Source organism: Selenomonas sputigena (genome assembly GCF_026015965.1).
GTDB lineage: Bacteria > Bacillota > Negativicutes > Selenomonadales > Selenomonadaceae > Selenomonas.
This window is the reverse complement of record NZ_CP110383.1, coordinates 169,828-194,185: the sequence shown is the minus strand read 5'-3', so window position 1 is coordinate 194,185 and position 24,358 is coordinate 169,828. Positions and strand designations below refer to the sequence as shown.

Sequence of the window (24,358 nt, the reverse complement as noted above, 5' to 3'; positions counted from 1 at the left end):
CTGCCCCCAAAATTACATTTCACTGCCGGTGATTTGCACGATTCCATTTAATGTCGCAAGAACATCTTCATAGTATGGCTCATCCTTATAATACGTCTCAACAATATCAAAAAATCCGTCGAGGGAGACATCTATGTGCTCTCCCCTTATTCTAGCGAGCCACAGATACACATGGTTCTCCATCAAGCGCTTTTTTTCCGCAGACAGCAATTCCTGCGGGATTTTTGCCTCAAACTGCAGCATATCAAGGTAATGCTTGATGAACACCTCGGCGAAGTTCACGCCGGCCGGCGCTCTATCCCCCGACGCTTTAAGGATGAAAGTTCCATACAATACAACAAACTTCGGATTTCGCTTCAATATCTCTATTTGCAGATATACCTGCGGTATATGCGTATCATCGTATTTTTGCGGATTCTCTATGAGATCGTACAATGTGCGCTGCAGGACGATACCGCTGATCCACGTCACGAAGAAGCCCACACTTGCGATATATTCCGCGCAGCCCGAACCTCGCTGCACTTCGTAGGAATCGAAGTTGTTTCCCAAAAAGAAGAGCGCCGATCCCCTATATCGGACAATGTTGCTGAGCAGGAAAAGCAGTGCGCCGTCGGCAAAGTAATCATCATCGCCCGCAACGAGTACATACTCGCCCCTGCTTTCTTGAATCGCTCGATGGATATTCCCCTCCGCACCGATATTCTCCTCGTTACAGTGGTAGCGCAAATTTTTGTACGTTTTCTGCATCTTTTGGACAAACGCCTTTGTGTCATCCGTCGAGACATTGTCCGAAACGAGGACTTCCACCAGCTCGTCGTTTCCAAGCTGCTGCAGAACACATCGCAGGGACTTCTTCAAATATTCACTGCGGTTATAGGTAATGAAGGCAACGGTAAGAAGCGGCGGCGTCTTCTCCCGTTCTGCGCGTACCCTTTCCAGAGCCTTTTCCCCCGCTGTAGGCAGCCACTTCCCAGCCTTCGGAGAAAAGGCTGCGACAACGCGCGCAGGGCTCCCTTCGGCGATACAATAGGCAGGAATGTCCGATTCTACGGTACTTCCCGCTCGCACGATGCTGCCGCGGCCGATGTGCACAGCACCCCTGATCAGCACGTTCTCTTCGATGCGCACGCCGCGCTCGATCTGGATGCCGCTCTCTGCCGCGATGATTGCACGATCTTTGAATGAAAGTCCTATGTCTCTGTCATCATGCACATAATCCTTGATATGGACATTCTCCGCTACACGCACAGTGTTTTCCAGCACGATGCGGTTCACCGCCGCAAGGGTACTGCAAGCTCCAATTTCACACCGATCGCCAACGATGATGCGGGGCTTTCCCGTGAAATTGGGCATGACAAAGCGGCACATAGCCGTCTTGTGGATGTGCGTCTCCCTGCCGACGGCGATCCCCTCGGGATGGGAAAATTCCTTCCATGAAGGAATCTCGCTTCCCTCGCCGCACGCATAGAGTGTGCTGATTCCCTTCGGCTCCGTGCCGTCGATATAGGAATGATACCTCGTAAAAAACTTTTTCCGATCAGCTTCAGATCCATCGAAGGAGATGTCCTTCACTTGATAGGCGCACCAGATATTCTTAGTCAGAGGAACGACAATCCTGCCCCCCTCTTCCTCAAAGGCGCGGCAATGTGCCAGCACAGCGTAATACTGCTTTTCATAAGATTCATCCCAAGAGATGTCCCATTGTGTCGCAAAGAAGGACGGCAGAATGCAGCGAACGTCTGCGGCCTTTCCCGTCGCTTCTCCAAAGCGCAGCTCGGAGAAGCCATCTTCCGCCGGCACATAGACAGCGCCGCGCTTATAGACAGAAGACAGCACATTGCCGTCCACAGGCAAGGACTGACTGCCCCATGCTCCAATCATACCGACGGCGGCGTTCTTGAAGATTGCCAGCAATTCTCCAAAGAACCGGGGCTGAACAAGACACATATCATCATTGATATAGATCTTGTATTTGGCATCGGAAAGAGCCAATGCTTTGTTCGCCTGCACAGCATACGGCTTTCCCGCTGTCAACGTAAAAAGTTCCGCCTCATATCCCGCAGGCAGATGAAGCGCCTGCAGCGATTCCAAACAGGTGCGGTAAAGCGCCTCATTCGACTTACGTACGAAAAATGCAACTTTCTTTTCTTTTTTCATATCATTCCCTTCCTGCAAACATCCATCACTGAAAGTCACCAGAGCTTCCAAGGCGCTTTGCCGCTTTGCCACAAGCGCTCGAGCAAAATCTTTTCGCGCAGCGTATCCATGCACTGCCAGAAACCGCTGTGCAGATAGCACTTGAGCTCGCTTTTCTTCGCCAACTCCTCCAACGGCCTCTGTTCGAACACCGTAGAATCATCCTCGATCAATTCAAAAACGGAAGGCTCAAGCACCATGTAGCCCGCGTTGATCGGCGCGCTGTCCTCCATAGCCTTCTCACGAAAAGCATGCACGGAATTATCAAAGCCGATGTCCAGGATGCCCTTCTGCTGTTTTTGCATGATCGCCGTCAAGGTCGCTGCCTTGCCGTGCGCCTTGTGAAAGCGCACAAGTTCACCGATATCGACATCCGCCACGCCGTCGCCGTATGTCATCATGAACGTCTCATCCCCCACATACTTGCGAATGCGGCGGATGCGCCCGCCCGTCAAGGTATCGAGTCCCGTATCGACGATCGTAACCTTCCACGGCTCCGTATGCTGGTTGTGCACGATCATGCGGTTTTCCTGCGTGAAATCGAACGTGATGTCGGACGTATGCAGGAAGTAGTCAGCGAACCATTCCTTGATCATATGCTGTTTGTAGCCCGCGCATATAATGAAATCGTTGAAGCCAAAATAGCTGTATCCCTTCATGATGTGCCAGAGGATCGGCATGCCGCCGATCTCCACCATGGGCTTGGGTCGTCTTTCCGACTCCTCGGTGATTCGCGTACCGAATCCGCCCGCCAAAAGCACTGTTTTCAAATCTTCATCTCCTTTGTTGATCGCATATCGCCGAAAATCTCATTACTACCTGCCGCTGACATCTAGTAGCATACTCCGCCGTATATTTATCGTCAATGCACGATTATCGCTCAACGCTTCTGTTCCTACAACATGCTCTTGAACAATTCGACGAGCTGCGCGTAGTACGGCTCTTTGCCGTAGTACTCTCGGATGAGCGGAAGAATACCCTCCAAGGACAAATTTATATGCTTTTCTCTGATCTTCCTGCAACGGGGGATGATCAGCCGCTCCATGACCCATTTCTTATCATTGGAAAGCCGATCGGGCGGCAGATCGACAACATCCTGCAGGATGTCGAAATAATTCTTGATGAATATCTCAGCGAAATCGTAGCCGTCCGGCTGGCAGTTCCCTGTTTCCTCCAGGAAGAAATTCCCATGAAGTATGGTGAATTCCGGCTTTTGCTTCAGCATTTCCAACTGCAGATAGACTTGCGGCAGACGTGTGGCATCATACTTGTGCGGCTCCGGAATCCGTGCGTACAGCTCGCGGCGCATGACGATCGCAGTGTCCCATGTCATCTGATAGCTCACCCTTGCGATATAGGCCAAGCACCCCGCATCCTTATATATGTGCAGAGGGCCATCGCCTTGTCCCAGATAAAAGAGAGCGCTCTCACGATAGCGGACGATGCTACTCAGGAGCATCAGCAAAGAACCGTCGACAAAGTAATCGTCATCCCCTGCGACGAGCACGTACTCGCCCTTGCTTTCCAAAATCGCCCGATGAAGGTTCGCCTCTGTGCCGATATTCTTCTCGTTGCAGTGGTAGCGAAGATTCCTGTACGTCTTCTGCATCTCTTCGACAAAGAGATGCGTATCATCCGTCGAGGCATTGTCCGAGACGAGGATTTCCGCCAGCGGGTCGTTGCCGAGCTGGTTCAATACGCATGGCAGCGACCGCCTCAAGTATTTGCTGCGATTGTAGGTGATGAAGGAAACGGTGAGAAGCGGCGGCGTCTTTTCTCTTTCTGCGAGCAGCCTCTTCAGCATCTTCGTCCCCGCTGTCGGCAACCACTTGCCTGATTTCGGCGAAAAAGCGAAAGTGACGCGCGCGGGGCTCCCTTCGGCAATACAGTAAGCAGGGATATCCTGCTGCACACAGCTTCCCGCGCGCACGACGCTGCCGCGCCCGATGCGCACAGCGCCCTTGATCAACACGTTCTCCTCAATGCACACGCCGCGCTCAATATGGACGCCTCTCTCTTTTGCGATGATCTCGCAGTCTTTGAGCGATAGTCCGATGCCGCTGTCATCGTACGCAAAATCCTTGATATGGACATTCTCCGCCACGCTCACAGCGTTTTCAATCTCGATGCACTGCGCCGCCGCGAGCGTGCTGCAATCTCCGATCTCACAACAATCACCGACGATGATGCGCGGCTTTCCCGCGAAGTTGGATATGGCAAGACGGCACAAAGCCGTCTTGTGGATATGCGTCTCCTTGCCGACGGCAATTCCTTCTGGATGGGAAAAATCCTGCCAGGAGCAGACCTCGCTTCCTTCGCCACATGCATAGAGCATGCTGATTTCCTTCGGCTCTGTGCCGTCGAGGTATGCATGGTATTTTCCCAAAAACTTTTTCCGATCAACTTCATCAGCATCAAAGGAAATGCTTTTCATCTGGCAGGCACACCAGATGTTTTCGGGCAAGGGAACGACGACGCGCACACCAACGTCCTCCATCGCGCAGCAATGATCCAGCACGGCGTAATACTGCTTTTCGTAGGCTTCGTCCCAAGGAACGTCCCGCTGCGTCGCAAAGAACGACGGCAGGAGGCCGCGAACGTCCGCAGCTTCTCCTGTCGCATCTCCAAAACGCAGCTCGGAGAAGTCGTCTTCCGACGGTACATAGACGGTGCCACGCTTATACGGTGAATCCATGAGATTGCCGCTCACGGGCAATGATTGACTGCCGAGAATGCCAACCATGCCGATGCTTTCATCTTGAAAAATCGCCAGCATCTCCTCGATCACTTGCGGATGAACGACGCACATCTCGTCATTGATGTAGACTTTGTACTTGGCATCCGTTTCCGTCAAAATTTCGTTGACCTGCGCTGCATAAGGCTTTGCCGCATCCAGAGTGAACGCCTGCACATCATATCCTTGCGGCCACTTCACATTTTTTAGGGTTTCCATGCAAACTTCATAGCGTCCCGCGTGACTTTTGCGGATGATTACGGCGATCTTTTTTTCTTTTGAGGGATAGTGCTCATAAACCGGTTTCCCTGCACCTTCTTGATTCTGCAGGCAGCGGCGAAGTTCTTCCACATCCATAACCTTATACATCTCAGATACATGCCATTTTTTTAAAAACAAGGCTGCGTTTCGTTCATTCAAAGCTTGAAAGCGTTTGGCTTTTTCTGCCTCATCTTGATCGTCGTATCCTTGGGAGAAACTCGCATGACCAAAATGATGGATGAAAGTATCGCGGCAGACGAGCAGATCATAGCCCTGCTGCAAGATACGCAAAGAGTAATCATCATCCTCGAAGTTACCGGGGCTGAACTGTTCATCGAGGAAGCCTATCTTATGGAAAATTTCTCTCTTGAAGAGATAGCAAAAGCCCACAAGCGTTGTTTTTTTCTCCCAAAGCATGGGATTCGACTTATTGTAGTCTGCGGCGAACGCCTGCATATCCTCTATGCTTTTATAGCTTGTCTCAATCTGTTGGCCGTTGGAGCAGCAGTTCGTAACGCAGCTCACAGCACCGACCTTTGGGCTGCTGTAAAGGGCGCAGCGCAAATTCTTCAACCAGTTCTTCGTGACTACGGTATCGCTCTTAAGAAGCAGCAAATCCGTTCCCGTCGCAATCTCAAGCCCTTGATTGCACCCCTTGGGGAAACCTTGATTCTCCTCGTTGTAAACGCCTTTAATATCATCCTGTTCCTTGAGCCACTCGGCCGATCCGTCCTTCGAGCCATTCTCGATGACAACGATTTCGTACGTTCCTTCCTCAGTATATTCGCGTATGCTTTTGATGCAGAGCTGCAGAAGGTCCAATGTGTTGTAACTCAGAATAATGATGCTCGTCTTATGGCTCATTCTTCTCTCTCCTAAACAAATCTCTCACTGATTCCATGCCGTCATCCAAATGACTACTGCGGCGACAGCGCATTGATCCGAAGATTCTTCTGCAACGCCTTTTCCTTCTGCCGCGCTTTCCCAGGCAGGAAATCCCGCGCAACGCATCCATACGCTGCCGAAAAAGGATGTACGGGGAGTATTCGATTCCTATTACAATAGATTTATAGACCAGGGAAGCGGTACGCGACCGCCCCTTGTCTACCTCATTACCTAAGCTGTAGAATGAGAGTGCATTGGTCTGACGCGCGATTCCTGGAACGTTACGTCCGCAATTAAGTCCGTCATCCATCCTCCCATTCCCAGCAGTTCGTTTTATGCAGGTAGAACTGCGCTTCTGCACGTTCGTGTCAACCCTCAATAGATCGAATCGGCAATGAGGAGTTTGGTTTACCATTGCTACAAATCTATTGTTTTGGAGGGATTCACATGAACGCTGTCGGTATTGATGTCTCCAAGGGCAAAAGCATGGTCGCTGCACTCCAGCCCGGTGGAAAGCTCCTTGCTCGCCCCTTCGAGGTGCTCCACACCAAGAGCGGCATTAAGGAACTCATCTCCTTTGCCCACACTCTTGGTGGAGATACGCGCATCGTCATGGAGCACACAGGACGTTACTACGAGCCGCTGCTCCAACGGCTTGCCGCCTCCGATCTTTTCGTCACCGCCGTCAATCCTAAGCTCATCAAGGACTTTGGGAATAACACGCTGCGCAAGGTCAAGACGGATAAAGCCGATGCCAAGAAGATTGCGCGGTATGCCCTTGACAATTGGTGCGATTTGCGTCAGCATACAGGCATGGATACCACACGTACACAACTCAAAACCTTGAATCGACAGTTTGCCTTCTGCATGAAGCAGAAGACTGCCTGCAAGAACAATCTCATCGCGCTCATCGATCAGGTCTATCCCGGTGCCAACACCTATTTTGAAAGCCCTGCCAGAGCGGATGGCTCGCAGAAATGGGTGGATTATGTACGTGCGTTTTGGCACGTCGATTATGTCTGCTCTATGAGCCTCAGTACCTTTACAGAGCGTTACCGCAAATGGTGTCATCGCCACGGCTACAACTTCCAGCCGGACAAACCGAGGCTGCTCATGGAAAAGGCAAAGGATCTCATTGCGATGCTCCCGATGGACAAGACGACGAAGATGTTGGTGCAGACCTCCATCGCCCAGCTCAATGTACTGTCTAAGACAGTAGAAGCCTTGCGCACGCAGATGGTCGCTCTTGCCGAGCAGCTGCCGGAATACCCCGTTGTGATTGACATGAACGGTGTCGGTCCGACACTTGCAAGCCAGCTGATCGCAGAGATCGGCGACATCACCCGTTTTCCTCGGCGCGGCTCGTTGACTGCTTTCGCGGGCGTTGATCCCGGGGCAAAACAGTCAGGGACAATGCAGTTAAAGAGCAACAAGACATCCAAGGCAGGTTCTCCGCATCTTCGAAAGGCACTGTTTCAGATTGTTTCAGGACTCTTGATGCGTTCTCCCGATGATGCAGTCTACAACTTCATGGACAAGAAACGCTCCGAGGGAAAGCCTTACTACGTCTATATGACGGCAGGAGCGAATAAGTTCCTGCGCATCTACTACGGGCGCGTAAATGAGTATTTGGCAAGCCTTTCCAAAGAACAAGAATAGCATTTCACTACCGTCCCTTTGGTCGGCGCTCCTGCGGCGACCTATTTGTGTTGCTCAAATTCCACTTGCCACAACTCCTCATCTTTTTTCATCTAAGGGCTTGACTTTTTATTTGCAGGCTTAAATCACATGTTCGGATCATTTCAATATATTGTCTCTGAGTATCGAAACGACCTGTGCATAGTATGATTCATTCCCGTAATAATCACGCACGATGTCGAAGATTCCTTCCAGGGAAAGATCGAGTTTTTCCCTCTTGATCTTCTCGCACCAAGGAAAAATCATCTGCTCCATCAGCCGCTTCTTTTCCATCGTCATCTGCTCCGGTGGAATCTCGACGCATGCCGTCAGGATATCGAGATAGTTTTTGATAAAAACCTCGGCGAAGTTGTAGCCGGCAGGATCATGATTTCCCGTTCCATCGGCAAAAAAAGGCCCCTCGATAATCGTGAAATCTGCCTTCTGTTTGAGTATTTCCAGTTGGAGGTAGACCTGCGGCATATGCGTATCATCATACTTTTGCGGCTCTTTTATGCCAAGGTAGAGGTCTCGCCTCATGGTAATGGCCGTCAGCCACGTCATGGTATGACCGAGTTTCGCGATGTAGTCGAGGGCGCCCGCTCCGCGATACACATGCATCGGCGCAGGATTTTGCGCCATATAGAAGAGGGCGTCTCCACGATTTTTTTCGATCGTATCGAGCAGAATATGAAGCACTCCGTCGCAGAAATAATCATCATCGCCCGCGATGAGAACATATTCGCCGCGACTCGCCTGCATGGCTCGATGGATGTTTCCTTCCGCACCGACATTCTCCTCATTGCAATGATAGCGAAGATTCTTGTAACGCGCCTGCCACTCTTCGACGAAGACGCGCGTATCATCGGTCGAAGCGTTGTCCGAGATGAGGACATCGACCGCCGCATCATCTCCGACCTGCGCCAATACGCGTGGCAGGGACTCCGCAAGGTACTGTCTGCGGTTGTAGGTGATGAAGGCGATCGTCAAACGAATTTTGGGCGGAAAGACCTTATCCCTCTCATCCAAACCATAGACGATTCGAAGCCCTGCGTCACTCGCATAATCGACGGCCTCGGAAGAAATATCCGACTTCGTCGTAATGAGACAATCCACCTGTCGCAGCACGGGAACGGAAAGCCTCGTCCCCATAGGATGCGTCAAGACAAGCGGCGCCGCCTCTCCCATCGCTTCCAATCGCTCCTCCATGTACGATAAAGCAGCTGCCGTTTCCGGTTCTTGCCGTATACCAAACAACAAAGCCGTCTTGTCTGCCGAACAATACGCTTTCAGATAATTTTCAAACACCCTTTGCCAGACCCGATCCTGCACATCAAAGTCGGCGATGCAATAGCAGATCGTATAGCCTTGCGACTGCAGTTCCTTCATCGAAGCTGTCAGTTCCGCATCCTCGTCATCTTCTTTCACGTCTTCGCTAAATGTATCGACAAAGCGCCGCACATCCTTCAGTTCCGACAATAAGGACAGAATTTTTTCTTCGGGCCAGTTCCACCACTTGATCTTCTGCAGCTTTTCAATGATTTCTTTTGGAAATCGATACTTGATGACGCGCGCCGGATTCCCCACAACGACGGCATACGGAGGCACATCCTTCGCCACAACAGTTCTCGCCCCGATGACAGCACCGTTACCGATACGCACGCCGCCCATCAACGTCACATCACAGCCGATCCAAACGTCGTTGCCGATGATGATCTGATTGTGATTGACTCCCTTGGCATGATTCAAAGTGTCCTCATCGATTTGCAGCACATCTTCAAAAGGATACGTCGTGACACAATGATAGTCATGATTGAGTCCCATCTCAAAAACGATCCGATGTCCCAAAGCACAGTATTTACCGATCAAAATGTGACAGTCGTAGTTGCCGTATTCCATGCTGCCATCCACCAGGTACGAACGCCGTCCCAATGTAGCAAGCCTTTTCGTCTTCTCCTCATCCTCGAAGATATTTTGCTCCGCAAGAGCGAAATCCGTCATACTGAGTCTCTCTATCATTTTTGGTTCACCGCATCTTTCTTTTCTGCGTCCGCTTGATCTCCTGCATCTCCCGCTTCCTCTAATATTCCCTTCATCTTCGCCACGACTTCTTCGTAGTAAGGCTCCTCACCGTAATGATGCCGCTGATCCATGTCATCAAGAAGCCTACATACGAGATATATTCCAATATTCCCGTGCCTCGCCGTACCCAGCGTGGCACGGCCTCCTTTTTCAAGCAAAACAGCGCGACGCCACGGTGCTTGACGATGGCGGAAAGCACAGAACGCAGGACGCCATCGAGGATGTAGTCATCGTCACCCGCTACAATCACATATTCACCACGGCTCGCCCGCATGGCGCAATGAATGTTTCCCTCTGCACCAACATTCGTCTCGTTGCAGTGATAGCGCAGGTTCTTGAACCTTTTTTGTTGTTCCTCTACAAGGCTTCGCGTCTCATCCGTCGAGGCGTTGTCCGAGACGAGAACCTCGACAAGCGGATCATTTCCGACCTGCTGCAGCACACTCCTGAGCGACTTCCTCAGATACCGGCTGCGATTATATGTAATGAAAGCATAGGTAAGGAGCGGATTCGTCTTCTCCCGCTCTTCCAAGAGGCCCATGAGCACCTCTTCATCGGGTGTCGCAAGCCATTTCCCTTCACGCGATGAAAAGGCCTTGACGATACGCGCGGGATTGCCCTCGGCGATGCAGTAGGCGGGAACGTCGCACTTCACGACGCTTCCCGCACGAACGCGGGCGCCGCAGCCGATCTGCACAGCACCCTCGATGACGACGTTCGCTCCGATCTCTGCCGCACAGCCAATCCGGATGCCGCATGCATGCCCGAGAAGCTCGCGATCCTCGGCGGCAAGGCCAAGATCCTCTTCTGCGCGAGTGTAGTCCTTAATCTGAACGTTCGCACCCACAGTCACAAGGTTTTCAAGAACGATGCGATTGTGTGCCGTCAGAGTGCTGTAAGCGTCAATCGCACAGTCGTCGCCGACAGAGATGCGCGGCTCGCCCACGAAGTTGTCCGAGAGCAGCCGGCAAAGCGCCGTCTCATGTATCCTCGTCCGAGCGCCGACGGCGATTCCCCCAGGATGAGAAAAACTCTGCCAGCCTTCGACTTGTGCATCCTTGCCGCACGCATAGAGAGCCAATCGCGCCCCAGATGACAGCACATCATCCAGTCTGGAATGATAGGCTGCAAAGTAGCGCCGACGATCTCCCTCGGCAGAGTCAAACGATATATTTTCCATCTGATAGGCGCACCAAATCTCGCGCGGCAGCGGCACGACCATCTTCTGTCCGCCCTCCTCCATAGCACGGCAATGCGCAAGGACGGCATAATACTGCTTCTCATAGTCTTCATTCCAAGGAATATCAACCTGCGTCGCAAAAAAGGACGGGCAGAGGAATCGCACGCCCGTCGTGAATTCGTGAGTGGCTGCCTTGCCGAAGCGGATTTCCTCAAGGCTTCCCTTCATCGGCATATGGACACTGCCCCATACATCGGGCGCCTCCAAGAAATTGCCACTCACGGGCAGCGAGCGACTGCCCATGAAGCCGACCATGCCAATATTTTCCTTGCGGAAGATTTCCAGCATCTGCTCAATTGCCAACGGCGAGACAAGGCAGATCTCATCATTGATGAAAATCTTAATCTTCGCATCCGTTTGGGAAAGTATCTCGTTCACCTGTGCCGCATAGGGCTTGTTCGCAGCCAACGAGAAGATTTCCAACGCATATCCTGCGGGCAGCCTTGATGCGCGTAAAGACTCCACGCAGAGGCCGTAACGCTTCTCCTGCGTCTTACGCACAAGGACGGCAATCTTCTGCGCCACAAGCCCTGCGCCAGAACTTCCCTCTTCTTTCTCCACCACCTGCTGTCGCAGGTAAGGCAACAGTTCCTCGGGAGCCATCTTCCAGCAATCCCTCGACACATGCCACTTTTCTTCAAAGAGTTTTCCGTTTCTCTCCAAAAGGGAATTGTAACGCTGAGCCATTTCATCGGCGTCCTGCGTACTGAGATTCTTCTTGAATGCTGCCTTCCCGAAATGATGGATGAACGTATCCTGGCAAAGAAGCAGATCGTATCCCGCCTGCAGGATACGCAGCGAGTAGTCGTCATCTTCGTAATTGCCCGGACTAAACCGATCATCAAGAAATCCAACCTTTTCAAGCACCTCGCGCTTGAAAAGATGGCAAAAGCCAATCAGCGTCGTTCTCTTCTCCCAAAGTTCAGGATTAGACTTATTGTAATCTGCAGCAAAATCCTGCATGTCCTCAAGGTTTTCATAGTGCGTAGCAATCATTTGATTGTGCGGGCAGCAGTTTGCCACGCAGCTCACGGCGCCAACCTTCGGACTGCTGTAGAGAGCGCATCGGAGATTCTTGAGCCAGCTCTTTGTGACAACGGTATCACTGTTCAAAAGCAGAAGCTCCGTTCCCGTCGCGATCTCCAAGCCTTGATTGCAGCCCTTGGGAAACCCTAGATTCTCTTCGTTATAGATGCAGCGAAGATCCTTCTGCTCCTTCAACCACTCAGCAGAGCCATCCTCCGATGCATTATCGACGACGATGATCTCATACGTCCCCGCCTCCGTGTACTCATGGATGCTCGCGATGCAAAGCTGCAGCAGTTCCAACGTATTGCAGCTCAAGATGATGATGCTCGTCTTACGGTGCATGTCTTCCTCCCCAACGCTTTTTCTCATCATATCATAAACACGCGATAAAAACCAATTTTTTCTAGGAAATACCGCGCTTCTTCCTGCGATAGCCGAGCCACAGAACAAAGAGCCAAACGGGCAGGACGAGGACGGCGAACTGCATGTCGGGTATCTGCGTCATGAGAGCGTACATCATGACGAGGAACGCTAGGCAGATGTAGTTGACAACGGGAAAGAAGGGGGCACGGAACTTCGCCCTGCGTCCTTCTCTCTCATAGAGGCGACGGAATTTCAAATGCGTGATGACGATCGTGCCCCAGCTGATGATGACGGACGCCATGGCGATGGAGAGAAAGAGCATGAATACCTGTCTGGGGAACAGGTAGTTGAGGAGTACGGCGAGAAGCGTCACGCCCGAGGAGATGAGGATGCCGACGACGGGCACGCCCTGACGCGACAGACTCGCGAGAATTTTCGGCGCATCGCCGCCTGCAGCGAGTCCGTAGAGCATGCGCGAGTTGCTGTAGATCGCCGAGTTGTAGACGGATACCGCAGCGGTCAGGACGACGAAGTTCAGGATGTGCGCGGCGGCAGGGATGCCGACGTTCGAGAAGATCTGCACGAAGGGGCTTGCCTCCATGCCGACCTCGTCCCACGGCCAAAGCGCCATGAGCACCGCCATGGCGCCGACGTAAAAGATGAGGATGCGCCAGATGACCTGATTGATGGCGCGCGGAATCGAACGATCAGGGTCGGCGGCTTCTCCCGCCGTGATACCGATCAGCTCGATGCCGCCGAAAGAAAACATGACGACGGTGATCGAGAGCAGCATGCCCCAAACGCCATTCGGAAAGAAGCCGTCATGCACCCAGAGGTTGGCGAAGTTCAGCGGGAACGCCTCGGGGCGTGAAAAGACGAGATACAGCCCGAGGACGATCATCGAGACGATGGCGGCGACCTTGACGATGGCAAGCCAAAATTCCATCTCGCCGTAAGCCTTGACAGCCGCGAGGTTCAGCGCCGTGATGACGACGAGCGTGACGAGCGCCGAGAGCCACTGCGGCAGGTCGGGCAGCCAGTAGTTCATGTAGATGCCAATGACGGAAAGCTCCGCCATGCTGACGATGACGTAGTTGAACCAGTAGTTCCAGCCCGAGAGGAAACCCGGAAAAGCGCCCCAATACTTCGCGGCGTAGTGACTGAAGGAGCCGGACACCGGCTCTTCGACCGCCATCTCGCCGAGCATGCGCATGATGAGAAAGATGACGACGCCGCCCGTCAAATAGGCGAGCATGACGGAAGGTCCCGCGAGCTTAATGGTCGACGCCGAGCCATAGAAAAGCCCCGTGCCGATGGCACCGCCGAGCGCGATCATCTGCAAATGGCGATTCTGCAGACCGCGCCGCATTTCTTTTTGTTTCTGCATGGTATCATATCACCTCAAAAAATTACACGCACAAACGTCCACTTTGTGGACAAAAGTGCGCCGCTCTCAACAAAAGTTACCCAATCCGTCTGCGCCTTCGGCTTGACTTCTTGGACTTTTATAGAAAATTACTCTTTTTATTATAGACTGTGCATCCTACTCTGTAAACAAAAACGGAATGATGCTATACTAGGGAAGTCCGAAGTGAGGAAGGAGAGGCAACTATGGCAGAAGAAATCCACCACGAGAATATCGACTACACGCTCTTTGAGAACATCAAGATGAAGATGCTCGGCATGATCAACAGCGCCGCCAGTCCCTATGACATCATCTACGAGATTGCCAAGGAGCTGGAAGCCGTCACGCACGAGGCGGGCTATGCGCACGAGGTGCGCCAGGGGCTGCGCTCCGTCTACGGACTTGCCATGCACGACCGAAAGCTCCTCGCCGACGAACTTGCCGACGTCGAGGAACGTTTGAAGCGCATCGAGGAATCGCACGAAACGGGCGACTTCACGGACGAGGAGAGGACGCGCATCGAGTTCGCCATCGTGCTGCACAAGAAGAACATCGAACGCCTCAAGGGCCTCATACAGCATGCCGAAGCCTTCCACGAAGAGCCGTATATCGAAAAGATCTGACCGCGCGAAGGCACACGTCATACGTTTTCGCAAGTAATGCACATACGAAAAGAGGACTGCCGCTTTCGCGTACAGTCCTCTTTTTATGTCGTTATTCCAAGACATAAACCTTGACCCAACGGCGGCCGAATTCCATCGCCTCACCGTAGGATTCCATACACAGGTCGATGCGCTCGCCATTGATGGCGCCGCCCGTATCCCCTGCGATGGCCACACCGTAGCCCGGGATGTAGAGGCGCGTTCCCAAGGGAATCACATCCGTATCCACAGCTACGACGCCCCGCTCTGCGAGCATACCAGAAGCCGTGATGCCACTGCCGCCGCCGTCGGTCGGCAGGTAAGCCGTCGCTTCCATATCGTACTCACGCACATAGCGCATAGCGCCGCGCGATGTTTCTACAGACTGGGCACGTCTTGCTTCTTCTTCTCTTTCTTTTTCTGCGACCAAATCGTGTATCTTGATGTTGAGATTTTTTTCAAGTCGTGTTGCCCCGTCCAGCTCCGCCGAGAAGCGGTCGCCGACGTATCCGTAGTCCTTGAGTACCTCGCCCACATTGCTGCGAGTCGTATAAACCTTCTGCCTGTCGCCCTCGAACTCAATGACGACCGGCACGGCACGTTGCACAATAATTTTTTCTTCTTTGTCCGATTTCTTTAACTGAAACTCATCCTTGTGCCTAATCTCGACGCCTGCCTGATGCAAGATCAGCTCCGGGCTCGAGTATCGGGTGCTTACCTCCAAAGTCTTGCCATCGACGTCGATGCTGACATTGCGCATCGCGTCCGTAAAACCTGTCGTGAATACGACTCCGAGGATCAACACCATGCAAAGTGCTAGTTTCCTTAAAGTCATTCAATCCCCCCTTAGAAATCTAACGACAGGCTTATTCTAGCACCTTTTTCCCCCTTTGTCAAGATATGCCCCACTTTGACAGAATTAACCACCATATTTAGGGAAAAGAGAAGTGGTGAAAGCCCTTTTACGACAGGCTTTCACCACTTCTTTCTTTGTGCCATATTAAATTAAATTTTCTCTCAAATCCCGTACAGATCGCGCGTATTCTCGCGCGTCGCCCGTGCGAAGGCTTCAAGGCTCTCGCCGCGCAGTTCCGCCGCCTTCTTGGCGACGTAGAGTACATGAGCAGGCTCGTTGCGTTTGCCGCGAAACGGCATGGGAGAAAGGTAGGGGGAATCTGTCTCAACGAGAATGCGCTCCGCCGGCAGGCGCTGCACGATTTCGGGCAGCTTCGCGGCGTTCTTGTACGTCAAAGGCCCGTCGATGCCGAAGTACCAGTCGCCCTTCAAGAGTTCCGCCGCCATCTCCCAGCTTCCCGAGTAGCAGTGCAGCACGCCGCGAAGCCCTCTGCCCTCCGTCTTGAGAATCTTCATCATGTCGCCGTGCGCCTCGCGGTCGTGGATGCAGACGGGCAGCTTGAGCTGACGCGCGAGATCGAGCTGGCGCACGAAGATCGCACGCTGCAGCGCACGCTTTTCCTCGTCCTTCTCCCAATAATAGTCGAGCCCGATCTCGCCGATGGCGACGACCTTTTCCTGCGCCGCCCAGGCGGCAAGCTGGTCGTCCGTCGCCGCCGTCATCGGCTGCACCTCCTCGGGATGGATGCCGACTGCCGCATAGACGGACTCGAACTCCTCCGTGAGCGCGACGCTCCGCGCCGAGGACTCGAGGCTGTCGCCCATCGTGATGATCTTCACGACGCCGGCTGCCAGTGCACGCTCAACGACAGCGGCGCAGTCGTCCGCGAACTTCTCGCCGTCGAGATGCGCATGAGAATCGATCAGCTCCATCACTTCACCTTGCTCCCTGCGGATGCGGCAGGCTCGACGAGGCGCAGTCCGCTCTCGTCCGCCGTGCACAGGATCATGCCGTGCGAGCGAATACCACGAATCTTCGCGGGCTTCAAGTTCGCGACGAGGACGACCTTCCTGCCGACAAGCTCGTCTGCCGCGTAGAACTCAGCGATGCCCGAGACGACCTCGCGCTCCTCCGTGCCGAGGCTCACGGTAAGGCGCATAAGCTTCGCCGTATCGGGCACGCGCTCCGCCTTTTGAATCTCGGCGACGCGCAGATCGACGCGATTGAAATCGTCGATCGTGATGACGTCGTCCGCAGGCGCAGCAGCGTTCGTCTTTTCCGCTTTCCCCTGCTTTTTCTGCGCCTCCTGGGACTTTGCGGCAGAGCCTTTCCTCCCCTGCATCGTAGGCTTTTCCTCTGCCTCGACCTCGATGCGCGGGAAAAGCTGCTCGGGGCTTCCCACATGCGTTCCCGCTAGGAAGCCGCCCCACGTGCGCACGTCAACAAAGCGCACGCGAGAGAAGTCTCCCTCAAGGCCGAGCTGATGCCAGATCTTCGCCGCCGTCTCCGGCATGAACGGCTCGATGAGGACGCTGATGCGGCGCAGACTCTCGGCGAGATTGTAAAGCGTATTCGTCAGTTCCTGCTTCTTCGCCGCATCCTTGGCGAGCGCCCACGGCATCGTCTCGTCGATGTACTTGTTCGCACGGCTGATGAACGCCCACGTCGTCTTGATGGCGCTCTGCAGCTTCATCTCTTCCATCTCGCGCTCGTAGGCGGCGATTGCACTTTCCGCGTCCGCAAGGAAGGCGCGGTCGATCTCGCTCTCTCCCTGCGCCTCTTCCACGACGCCGTCCTGGAACTTGCCGATCATGTTCAGCGTGCGGTGCAGGAGGTTGCCAAGGTCATTCGCAAGGTCAGCGTTGATGCGCGTAATGAGAGCGTCGCGCGAGAAGTTGCCGTCCTGTCCGAGGTTGATCTCGCGCAGCAGGAAGTAGCGGATGGCGTCGGCGCCAAACTCGTCGATGAGCTGCACGGGATCGATGACGTTGCCCTTCGACTTCGACATCTTGTCCCCGTCGACGATCAGCCAGCCGTGGCCGTAGACCATCTTCGGCAGCGGCAGATCGAGCGCCATGAGGATGCACGGCCAGATGATCGAATGGAAGCGCACGATCTCCTTGCCGACGAGATGGATGTCGGCCGGCCAATACTTCTCAAATTTCTCGGGATCGTCCAAGAAGCCGATCGGCGTCAGGTAATTCGTCAGGGCGTCGAACCAGACGTAGATGACATGATCGGGTGCGATCGGCACGGGGATGCCCCAGTCGAACGACGTGCGCGAGATGCACAGATCTTCAAGCCCCTGCTTGATGAAGTTGATCATCTCGTTGCGCCTCGAGACGGGCTGTATGAAGTCGGGATGTTCCTCAATGTACGCGAGGACGCGGTCGGCATAGTGCGACATCTTGAAGAAGTAGGCGTCCTCTTCGACCTCCGCCACCTCGCGCCCGCAGTCGGGGCACTTGCCATCTATGAGCTGACGCTCCGTCCAATAGCTCTCGCACGGCGTGCAGTAAAGCCCCTTGTACTTGCCCTTGTAGATGTCACCCTTCTCGTAGATGCGGCGGAAGACCTCCTGCACAACGCGCTGGTGGCGCTCCTCAGTCGTGCGGATGAAATCGTCGTTCGAGATGTGGAGCTTCTGCCAAAGCCCCTGAAATCCCGCAACGATCTTGTCGACGTAGGCAAGGGGCGTCACGCCCTCCTCCTCTGCCTTCTGCTGGATCTTCTGCCCGTGCTCGTCGCTTCCCGTGAGAAAGAACACATCGTGATCGGTCAGCCGCTTGAAACGTGCGACAGCGTCGGCAATCGTCGTGCAGTACGCGTGTCCAATATGCAGCTTCGCGCTCGGGTAGTAGATCGGCGTCGTTATGTAGAATGATTTCCTTGTCATCAAAAAGCCTCCTCAACGGCATGATGCCGCATTTATATATCCTCACTATTATAGAATAAATTTGTCCTCCTATGCAAGATTTTCAAGTTCCGCACATCGAGAAAGTGCCGATCATTTCAATCATTGCTTGAAGATTTGGCAGCAAAATACTTTCTCTCTCGCTATGTCCTTCATCAAAAGCACAATGTCCTTCTTGTATAGATTTATTATTTCTTCTTAATTATTTCACTTGAAACATTTCCTTGGAAATGCTATACTGTAAGCAAAGGAAAAAGTATACATTTTTAGTCAAAAAATGTTTCTTCATGTAAATGTTGTAAACTTTCAGGACATATATTCAGCCGTCGCACGAAGCGGCATGCATTGCTTTTTCTCCCGTTTCCTGCATGGCATCATCAAAGAGGCACGTTGTACATATGTTCTCACGCTTTACAGGAGTCTAACCGATCAGTCTGCGCCTTCGGCTTGACTTCTCGAGGCTTCTTGTAAACATGTAATAATCACTCAACCCTGCTTTTGCACGTTGAATGACTATTTCCCCGCAGTTGGCTGGCCTGCTTCTAAGGAGGAGATAGCTATGAAAGCCACAGGAATCGTCAGAAAAGTCGACGAACTCGGTCGTGTCGTCATACCGATCGAGCTGCGCCGCACGCTCGGCATCGCAGAGCGCGATGCCTTGGAGATCTACACCGATGAGGATCGCATCGTGCTGCGAAAGTACGAACCGACCTGCACGTGCATCTTCTGCGGCAGTGTAGACGACGTGTCGCTCTTCAAGGGGCGCAACGTCTGCAAAAAGTGCGCGAGAGATCTGCAGAAGGAAGCCGTATAGATTTTGCGCAAACATCCAGAAACCCGCCCATTCCCGCAAAGGGAGTGGGCGGGCTTTTCATTCTTCCAGCAAGGTCTGATAAACGTCGCGACGACTTAAGTTCAGTCGCTTCGCTGCTTCGCGCATGGCTTCCTTTTTCGACCTGCCCTCTCGCATAAAGCGTGCGACGAGTTCCTGCGGCGTCTCCTGCGGTGTCGCCTCCTGTACCTCTCCATCTGCCGTACCCGCGACGATGAGGACAAACTCGCCGCGCGGCTCTTCTGCGCTGTAGTGCGCGAGCAAATCGGCGAGCGTACCGCGCCGAAACTCTTCGTAGCGCTTCGTAAGCTCACGCGCAGCTGCCGCAGGCCGCGCTCCGCCGAAAACAGCAACGAGCGCCTTGAGCGTATCCTTCAGATGGTGTGGCGCTTCGTAGAAGATGAGCGTTTCCCTTCGCGCGGCGACTTCGGTGAGAAGATCGCCGCGCTTCGCCGTCGTGCGCGGCAAAAAGCCCACAAAGGTGAAGCGCCGCGTGTCTAGCCCCGAACAGATGAGTGCCGAGAGTGCGGCGTTCGCACCGGGCAGGGGCGATACGGTGACTCCTGCGTCTATGGCCAGAGCAGCGAGGTGGCTGCCGGGATCAGCGATGCCGGGAAGTCCCGCATCACTGACACAGACGAGATCGTTTCCTGCGAGCAGGAATTCCACGAGGCGCGGTCCCTTCTCAAACTTGTTGTGCTCATGGTAGCTAAGGAGGCGCGTGTGGATGTCGTAACGTGCGAGAAGCTTGCGCGTGTGGCGCGTATCTTCGGCCGCAATCAACGGCACTTCCTTGAGAATCCGCACGGCACGCAGCGTCATGTCCTCAAGATTGCCGATGGGCGTCGCCGCGAGGTAGAGCGTGCCCTTTGCATGCCGAGCTTCCTTTGGCGGCGATCCCTGCGCCCCTTCCGTGCGCTCCATCTTACGCCTTGTCTCCCTTTTCTACGGCAATGACGTCCTCCCACGCTGTCACGAGTGTCTTGTGCGAGTCGAGCAGGATCGTCGCCGTGCGTCGCTGCGCATTGATGGAGATGACCTTTCCCTCTCCTTCCGCCGACGCGACGCGGCTTCCCTGCTTCGGCGGCTTCGGACGGCGCTTGGGGCAGCTCTTTTTGTAATCCGAGCACTCATATTTGAGGCAGCACATGAGCCTGCCGCAGATGCCCGAGATCTTCGTCGGATTCAAAGAGAGGTTCTGCTCCTTCGCCATGCGGATGGACACCGGCTCGAAGTCGCCGAGGAACATCGAGCAGCACAAAGGCCTGCCGCAGCAGCCCATGCCGCCCATGAGCTTCGCCTCGTCGCGCACACCGATCTGCCGCAGCTCGATGCGCGTGCGGAACACGGAGGCCAGATCTTTGACGAGCTCGCGAAAGTCAATGCGCCCGTCCGCCGTGAAGTAGAAGATGATCTTATTCAAGTCGAACGTGCACTCGACATCGACGAGTTTCATCGGCAGACCATGCAGCTTGATCTTCTTCTCACAAACCTTGAACGCCTCTTTTTCCTTGCGATGGTTTTCCTCGACCTTGCGAAGATCCTGCTCCGTCGCCTTGCGCTGTACGGTCTTCAAGACTTGAGAGCCGTTTTCCTCCACCTCTCGCACCCCCAGGACGACGCGACCGCACTCCATGCCACGCACCGTCTCAACGATGACATCGTCGCCGAGTACGAGTTCGTATTTTCCCGGGCTGAAATAATAGATCTTGCCCGCTTTCTTGAAGCGGACGCCCACAATCGTCTGCAACCCCTTGCCTCCTTCATCTATTGAGAGCGCGGCTTTTCGCGCCCGGCGTCACCGTTCCGACTCCTGTGCATCCCGCAGGCGCATCAGAAGCCCTTCAAAGAGGAGCTGAACGCTTGCGTTGCTCCGAAGCCTCCCGAGCGTCTCGCGCACGAGAGCGAGACAGGCGAAGATGCGCGTCTCGGGAAAATCCGCGAGAGCATGAGCCAAAGCCCCGCGCTTTTCCTCATGGTAGAGCGTACCACGCCCCGAAAGGAGCGCGAGCATGTCACGAAGAAGGCGAGAGAGCGCGAGCAGCCATTCCTCGGCACGATCGCGCGGCAATTTGCCGAGCTCTTCCGCTTTCGCCCAAAGACTGAACATATTGAGCGCGGAAAGTGAAAAGAGCGTCTGCGCCGCATCCTCCATGAGCTGCAGCCCGCCCCTTTCGAACAGGAGCAGTGCGTGACCGAGACTGCCGTCCGCCGCCATGGCGAGAGAATGTGCCTTCCGGCTTTCCACGCCGCGCGCAAGGAGTGCCTCTTCAATTCCCTCGGGAGAGAGCGCACCGAAGTGCATGTCGCGCACGCGCGAGAGGATCGTCGGCAGAATCGCTGTGCGCTTCGCCGTCACGAGCAGGAAGAAGACTGCGCCCTGCGGCTCTTCCAAAGTCTTCAAAAGGCTGTTCGCCGCCGCCTCATTCATCGCGTCGGCATCGTCCACAAGGACGACGAAGCGTCCCGAGAGCAGTGGCTTTCGCGCGGCCTTCTTCTCAATCTCGCGCACAGCGTCGATGCGCAGGACGCGCACGCCCTTGCCGCGGCTCTCGGGCGCCGCCTCAACGTAGTCGGAATGTGTACCTGCGAGGAAGGCGCGGCACGAAGGACAAACGCCGCAAGGCGCATCCTCCCCGCCGCACAGCAAAGCTGCGGCCAAGAGGCGCGCCACCTTCTTCTTGCCCACGCCGGAGATCCCCGAAAAGAGGAGCGCATGGGGCAGGCGACCGTCACGCAGCATGGTCCGCAGCCTATGGATATTCCCTTCGTGCCCGAGGACGTCCTTCCAGGAAAGCGCCTCCTCCATCACATATAGAGGTCGACGAGCATTCCGCGAATCGCATCGTGACTCGCCACGATGTCCAAGGCGTCCGTCTGACCCGTGCGAATCTTTTCCGCAAGCTCTTCGAGCTTCCGATCGATCTTGCGCACCGTCGTGTAGACCTTCTGCCGTCCCATGCGATCCCAACCTGCCTGCACATGAAGCTGATACATGCGCCCGACCGCCTCGTCGACGAAATCCTTGACGAGATCGCGATACGCCTTGAGCTCATCGTACGTCGGCGTATTCGTAAGGCGTGCGCCCTGCTCGTCAATTTTCTTCAGGATTTCCTGCAGCTGGCGATCGGAAAACGCCGCATGCTGATCGGCGAGTTCCGTTCCGAAGTCCGCATCGCTGCGCACGGGTTCCTGCACAGCTACATCGCGCTCAAGTGTCTGCAGCGCAGAGCGCTGCGAGCTTAAGGCATCTATCTTCATAAATTCACAAGCCACCTTCCGCCTGCAATTTTTGACTCTCCTTGAATTATAAAGGTTTTTTCATTTTCGCGCAAGCAGAAGCCCTAAAACTCCTCACGCATCGACTTCCAGCGATCGTGCAGCCAGAACCACTCCTCGGGATGCTCGCGAATATGCTGCTCCAAGACGCAGTTGACCGCCTGCTCGGCCGTGCGGATGTCGGCGCGTTTGTCCTTCGTGCGAGGCACCTCGACGGGCGCGTAAAGGATGATCTTATGCGTGCCGTCCGCCTTGCGCGTGATGAATCCGGGGATGACGCCGATCCCTGCCGAACGTGCCATCGCAGCGGGGCCGGGCACACAATTCGTCGGCTTGCCGAAGAAATCGAGCACGATGCCGTCGTGCCGGTTCGTATCCTGATCGGCAAGAAGTCCGACGACCCAGCCTTCCTTCATCATGCGGAACATCTCGCGCACGTCGTTCTTGTAGATGATGTGCATACCGACGAGCCGCCGATACTCGTTGATGAAGCGATCCATCGCCGCATCCTTCTGGCGCATGGCGACGCCGATGAGTGGAAATCCCGCCTGTGACAGCGCTCCGCCCATAAGTTCCCAGTTGCCCGCATGTCCCGTGGCGATGACCGCTCCCTTGCCCTGGGCGAGGACTCCTTCGAGATGCTCTCTTCCCTCGATCTCGACGTAGTCTGCCATGCGGCGCACGATGACGGGAAAGCGCAGAACCTCGAAGAGCATGGGGCCGAAACGCACGGCGCTCTCCTTGGCGATGCGCTCTGACTCCCGCTCATCCGTCCCCAGGCACATGGCGACCTGCGAGGCCGCGAGCTTCTTTCTGCGCGCGGGCAGAAAAGGCCAGAGGGCGAGCGCCAGGGCGCGTCCCAGACGATCGCAGAAGCGCCCGGGCAGAAGACAGGCGACGCGGCTCAAAAAGCGCACGAGGTAGTACGTCATGCCTTCGCGTCCCTCTCTTTGAGCGCCTTTTCCAGCTGCTTGACCTTCTTGACGAGATCGGGCAGACGCTTCATAGCAGCCTGCATGCGCAGCCATTCCTGATGGCTCTGCACAGGGAATCCCGCGCAGAACACGCCCTCGGGCATATCGCCGATGATGCCTGAACGCGCTGCATAGACGGAATTTCCGCCGATGTGGATGTGCCCGACCGTGCCGACCTGCCCGCCGAAGGTCACATTCGGCCCTGTCGTCGTCGAGCCGGAAATGCCCGTCTGCGCGACGATGAGATTTCCTTCGCCGATCTTGCAGTTATGCCCGATGTGGACGAGATTGTCGATCTTCGTGCCGCGTCCGATGACGGTCGATCCCGTCGTAGCGCGATCGATGCCGACATGCGAGCCGATCTCGACGTCATCTTCGAGGACAACATTGCCGACCTGCGGCACCTTCGTGTGAACGCCGCCCGACGTCGTGAAGCCGAAGCCGTCGGAGCCGACGACCGAGTTTGCGTGAAGCACGCAGCACTTGCCGATGCGGCAGCGCTCGCGCACTGTGACGCTCGCGTAGAGGACGCTCTTTTCACCGATTTCAGCGTACTGCCCGACGTAGACGTGCGGGTAAATGACGGCGCCCGCAGCGATCTTCGCGTGCTCGTCGACGACGGCAAAAGGAAGAATCGAGGCGCCCTCTTCCACCTCGGCGGTCTTCGCCACGAAAGCCTGCGGGCTGATGCCCGCGGGAATCTGCAGCGGCGGCGTGAAAAGCCCCAAAAGCTTCGCGAAGGCGGCACGCGGCTCCTTCACATGGACGGCGGGCAGAGGAAAGTCCTGCACATCTTCGGGCAGGAGGACGGCGGCCGCCCGCGACGCCTTGGCCTCCTCGATATGGGGCGGGGCGGCAAAGGTGATCTCCGTCCTGCCCGCCGCCTCGATGTTCGTCGCGCCCGTGACGACGATGCTTTCATCGCCTGCAAGCCGGCCTTCCAAGAAGCGGGCGATTTCCCCCAACGTCTTTTTCATCGTCATGTCCTCT

The 24,358-nt window shown here is 54.9% G+C and carries 18 protein-coding genes; 3 read left to right on the top strand and 15 right to left on the bottom strand.

From position 1 onward, the window contains the following. Positions 1 to 12: 12 nt before the first annotated feature. The 3 genes from OL236_RS00915 to OL236_RS00905 form a co-directional block, all read right to left on the bottom strand. Positions 13 to 2,157 (bottom strand): glycosyltransferase, encoded by a 2,145-nt coding sequence (locus tag OL236_RS00915; protein WP_265071000.1) that lies wholly within the window; start codon positions 2,155 to 2,157, stop codon positions 13 to 15. Positions 2,158 to 2,192: 35 nt separating this feature from the next. After that, a complete protein-coding gene (gene rfbF, locus OL236_RS00910; protein ID WP_265070999.1) occupies positions 2,193 to 2,966 on the bottom strand; it encodes a glucose-1-phosphate cytidylyltransferase in 774 nt (257 codons plus the stop codon). Positions 2,967 to 3,091: 125 nt separating this feature from the next. Then, positions 3,092 to 6,055: a glycosyltransferase gene (locus OL236_RS00905; RefSeq protein ID WP_265070998.1), complete on the bottom strand. Its 2,964-nt coding sequence runs from the start codon at positions 6,053 to 6,055 to the stop codon at positions 3,092 to 3,094. Between the two features lie 468 nt (positions 6,056 to 6,523). Between OL236_RS00905 and OL236_RS00900 the strand changes: the two genes are divergently transcribed. Beyond that, complete coding sequence (locus OL236_RS00900; protein ID WP_265070997.1) at positions 6,524 to 7,735, top strand: IS110 family transposase; 1,212 nt, start codon at positions 6,524 to 6,526, stop codon at positions 7,733 to 7,735. A gap of 138 nt (positions 7,736 to 7,873) precedes the next feature. On the opposite strand, the gene OL236_RS12450 is transcribed toward OL236_RS00900, so the two are convergent. From OL236_RS12450 to OL236_RS00880, 3 genes are all read right to left on the bottom strand, one after another. Then, positions 7,874 to 9,754, bottom strand: coding sequence for a glycosyltransferase (locus OL236_RS12450; protein ID WP_320109802.1), 1,881 nt, complete (start codon positions 9,752 to 9,754; stop codon positions 7,874 to 7,876). Between the two features lie 91 nt (positions 9,755 to 9,845). Then, positions 9,846 to 12,446 (bottom strand): glycosyltransferase, encoded by a 2,601-nt coding sequence (locus OL236_RS00885; protein ID WP_265070996.1) that lies wholly within the window; start codon positions 12,444 to 12,446, stop codon positions 9,846 to 9,848. A 61-nt stretch (positions 12,447 to 12,507) separates the two neighbouring features. Then, positions 12,508 to 13,854: an amino acid permease gene (locus OL236_RS00880; protein WP_265070995.1), complete on the bottom strand. Its 1,347-nt coding sequence runs from the start codon at positions 13,852 to 13,854 to the stop codon at positions 12,508 to 12,510. A gap of 224 nt (positions 13,855 to 14,078) precedes the next feature. Here OL236_RS00880 and OL236_RS00875 point away from each other — a divergent pair, with 224 nt between their 5' ends. Next, positions 14,079 to 14,495 carry a hypothetical protein gene (locus tag OL236_RS00875; RefSeq protein WP_265070994.1) on the top strand — a complete coding sequence of 139 codons (417 nt, stop codon included), beginning with the start codon at positions 14,079 to 14,081 and terminating at the stop codon, positions 14,493 to 14,495. A 91-nt stretch (positions 14,496 to 14,586) separates the two neighbouring features. Here the strand turns inward: OL236_RS00875 and OL236_RS00870 are convergent, their stop codons facing one another. From OL236_RS00870 to metG, 3 genes are all read right to left on the bottom strand, one after another. Then, the gene (locus OL236_RS00870; RefSeq protein ID WP_009645475.1) at positions 14,587 to 15,321 is read right to left on the bottom strand and encodes a G5 and 3D domain-containing protein; all 735 of its coding nucleotides are present in this window, start codon (positions 15,319 to 15,321) and stop codon (positions 14,587 to 14,589) included. 209 nt (positions 15,322 to 15,530) lie between these two features. Then, positions 15,531 to 16,301 (bottom strand): TatD family hydrolase, encoded by a 771-nt coding sequence (locus OL236_RS00865; RefSeq protein ID WP_265070993.1) that lies wholly within the window; start codon positions 16,299 to 16,301, stop codon positions 15,531 to 15,533. Continuing rightward, positions 16,301 to 18,265: a methionine--tRNA ligase gene (gene metG / locus OL236_RS00860; protein ID WP_265070992.1), complete on the bottom strand. Its 1,965-nt coding sequence runs from the start codon at positions 18,263 to 18,265 to the stop codon at positions 16,301 to 16,303. Before metG ends, OL236_RS00865 begins: the two co-directional genes overlap by 1 nt. Before the next feature lie 577 nt (positions 18,266 to 18,842). Here metG and OL236_RS00855 point away from each other — a divergent pair. Further along, the gene (locus OL236_RS00855; RefSeq protein WP_009645428.1) at positions 18,843 to 19,097 is read left to right on the top strand and encodes an AbrB/MazE/SpoVT family DNA-binding domain-containing protein; all 255 of its coding nucleotides are present in this window, start codon (positions 18,843 to 18,845) and stop codon (positions 19,095 to 19,097) included. A 57-nt stretch (positions 19,098 to 19,154) separates the two neighbouring features. Here OL236_RS00855 and rsmI read toward each other — a convergent pair whose 3' ends face one another. The 6 genes from rsmI to lpxD all read right to left on the bottom strand — a co-directional run bounded on the left by rsmI (position 19,155) and on the right by lpxD (position 24,351). Beyond that, positions 19,155 to 20,039: a 16S rRNA (cytidine(1402)-2'-O)-methyltransferase gene (gene rsmI, locus OL236_RS00850; RefSeq protein WP_265070991.1), complete on the bottom strand. Its 885-nt coding sequence runs from the start codon at positions 20,037 to 20,039 to the stop codon at positions 19,155 to 19,157. Position 20,040: 1 nt separating this feature from the next. Next, the gene (locus OL236_RS00845; protein WP_265070990.1) at positions 20,041 to 20,865 is read right to left on the bottom strand and encodes a stage 0 sporulation family protein; all 825 of its coding nucleotides are present in this window, start codon (positions 20,863 to 20,865) and stop codon (positions 20,041 to 20,043) included. Positions 20,866 to 20,913: 48 nt separating this feature from the next. Beyond that, positions 20,914 to 21,924 (bottom strand): DNA polymerase III subunit delta', encoded by a 1,011-nt coding sequence (holB, locus tag OL236_RS00840; protein ID WP_265071756.1) that lies wholly within the window; start codon positions 21,922 to 21,924, stop codon positions 20,914 to 20,916. Further along, a complete protein-coding gene (locus tag OL236_RS00835; protein WP_006191119.1) occupies positions 21,924 to 22,376 on the bottom strand; it encodes a YaaR family protein in 453 nt (150 codons plus the stop codon). Before OL236_RS00835 ends, holB begins: the two co-directional genes overlap by 1 nt. A gap of 83 nt (positions 22,377 to 22,459) precedes the next feature. Continuing rightward, a complete protein-coding gene (locus OL236_RS00830; RefSeq protein WP_265070989.1) occupies positions 22,460 to 23,326 on the bottom strand; it encodes a lysophospholipid acyltransferase family protein in 867 nt (288 codons plus the stop codon). Then, positions 23,323 to 24,351, bottom strand: a complete 1,029-nt coding sequence (gene lpxD / locus OL236_RS00825; protein ID WP_413777381.1) for a UDP-3-O-(3-hydroxymyristoyl)glucosamine N-acyltransferase — start codon at positions 24,349 to 24,351, stop codon at positions 23,323 to 23,325. The genes OL236_RS00830 and lpxD overlap by 4 nt, the downstream gene beginning before the upstream one ends. Between the last annotated feature and the right edge of the window lie 7 nt (positions 24,352 to 24,358).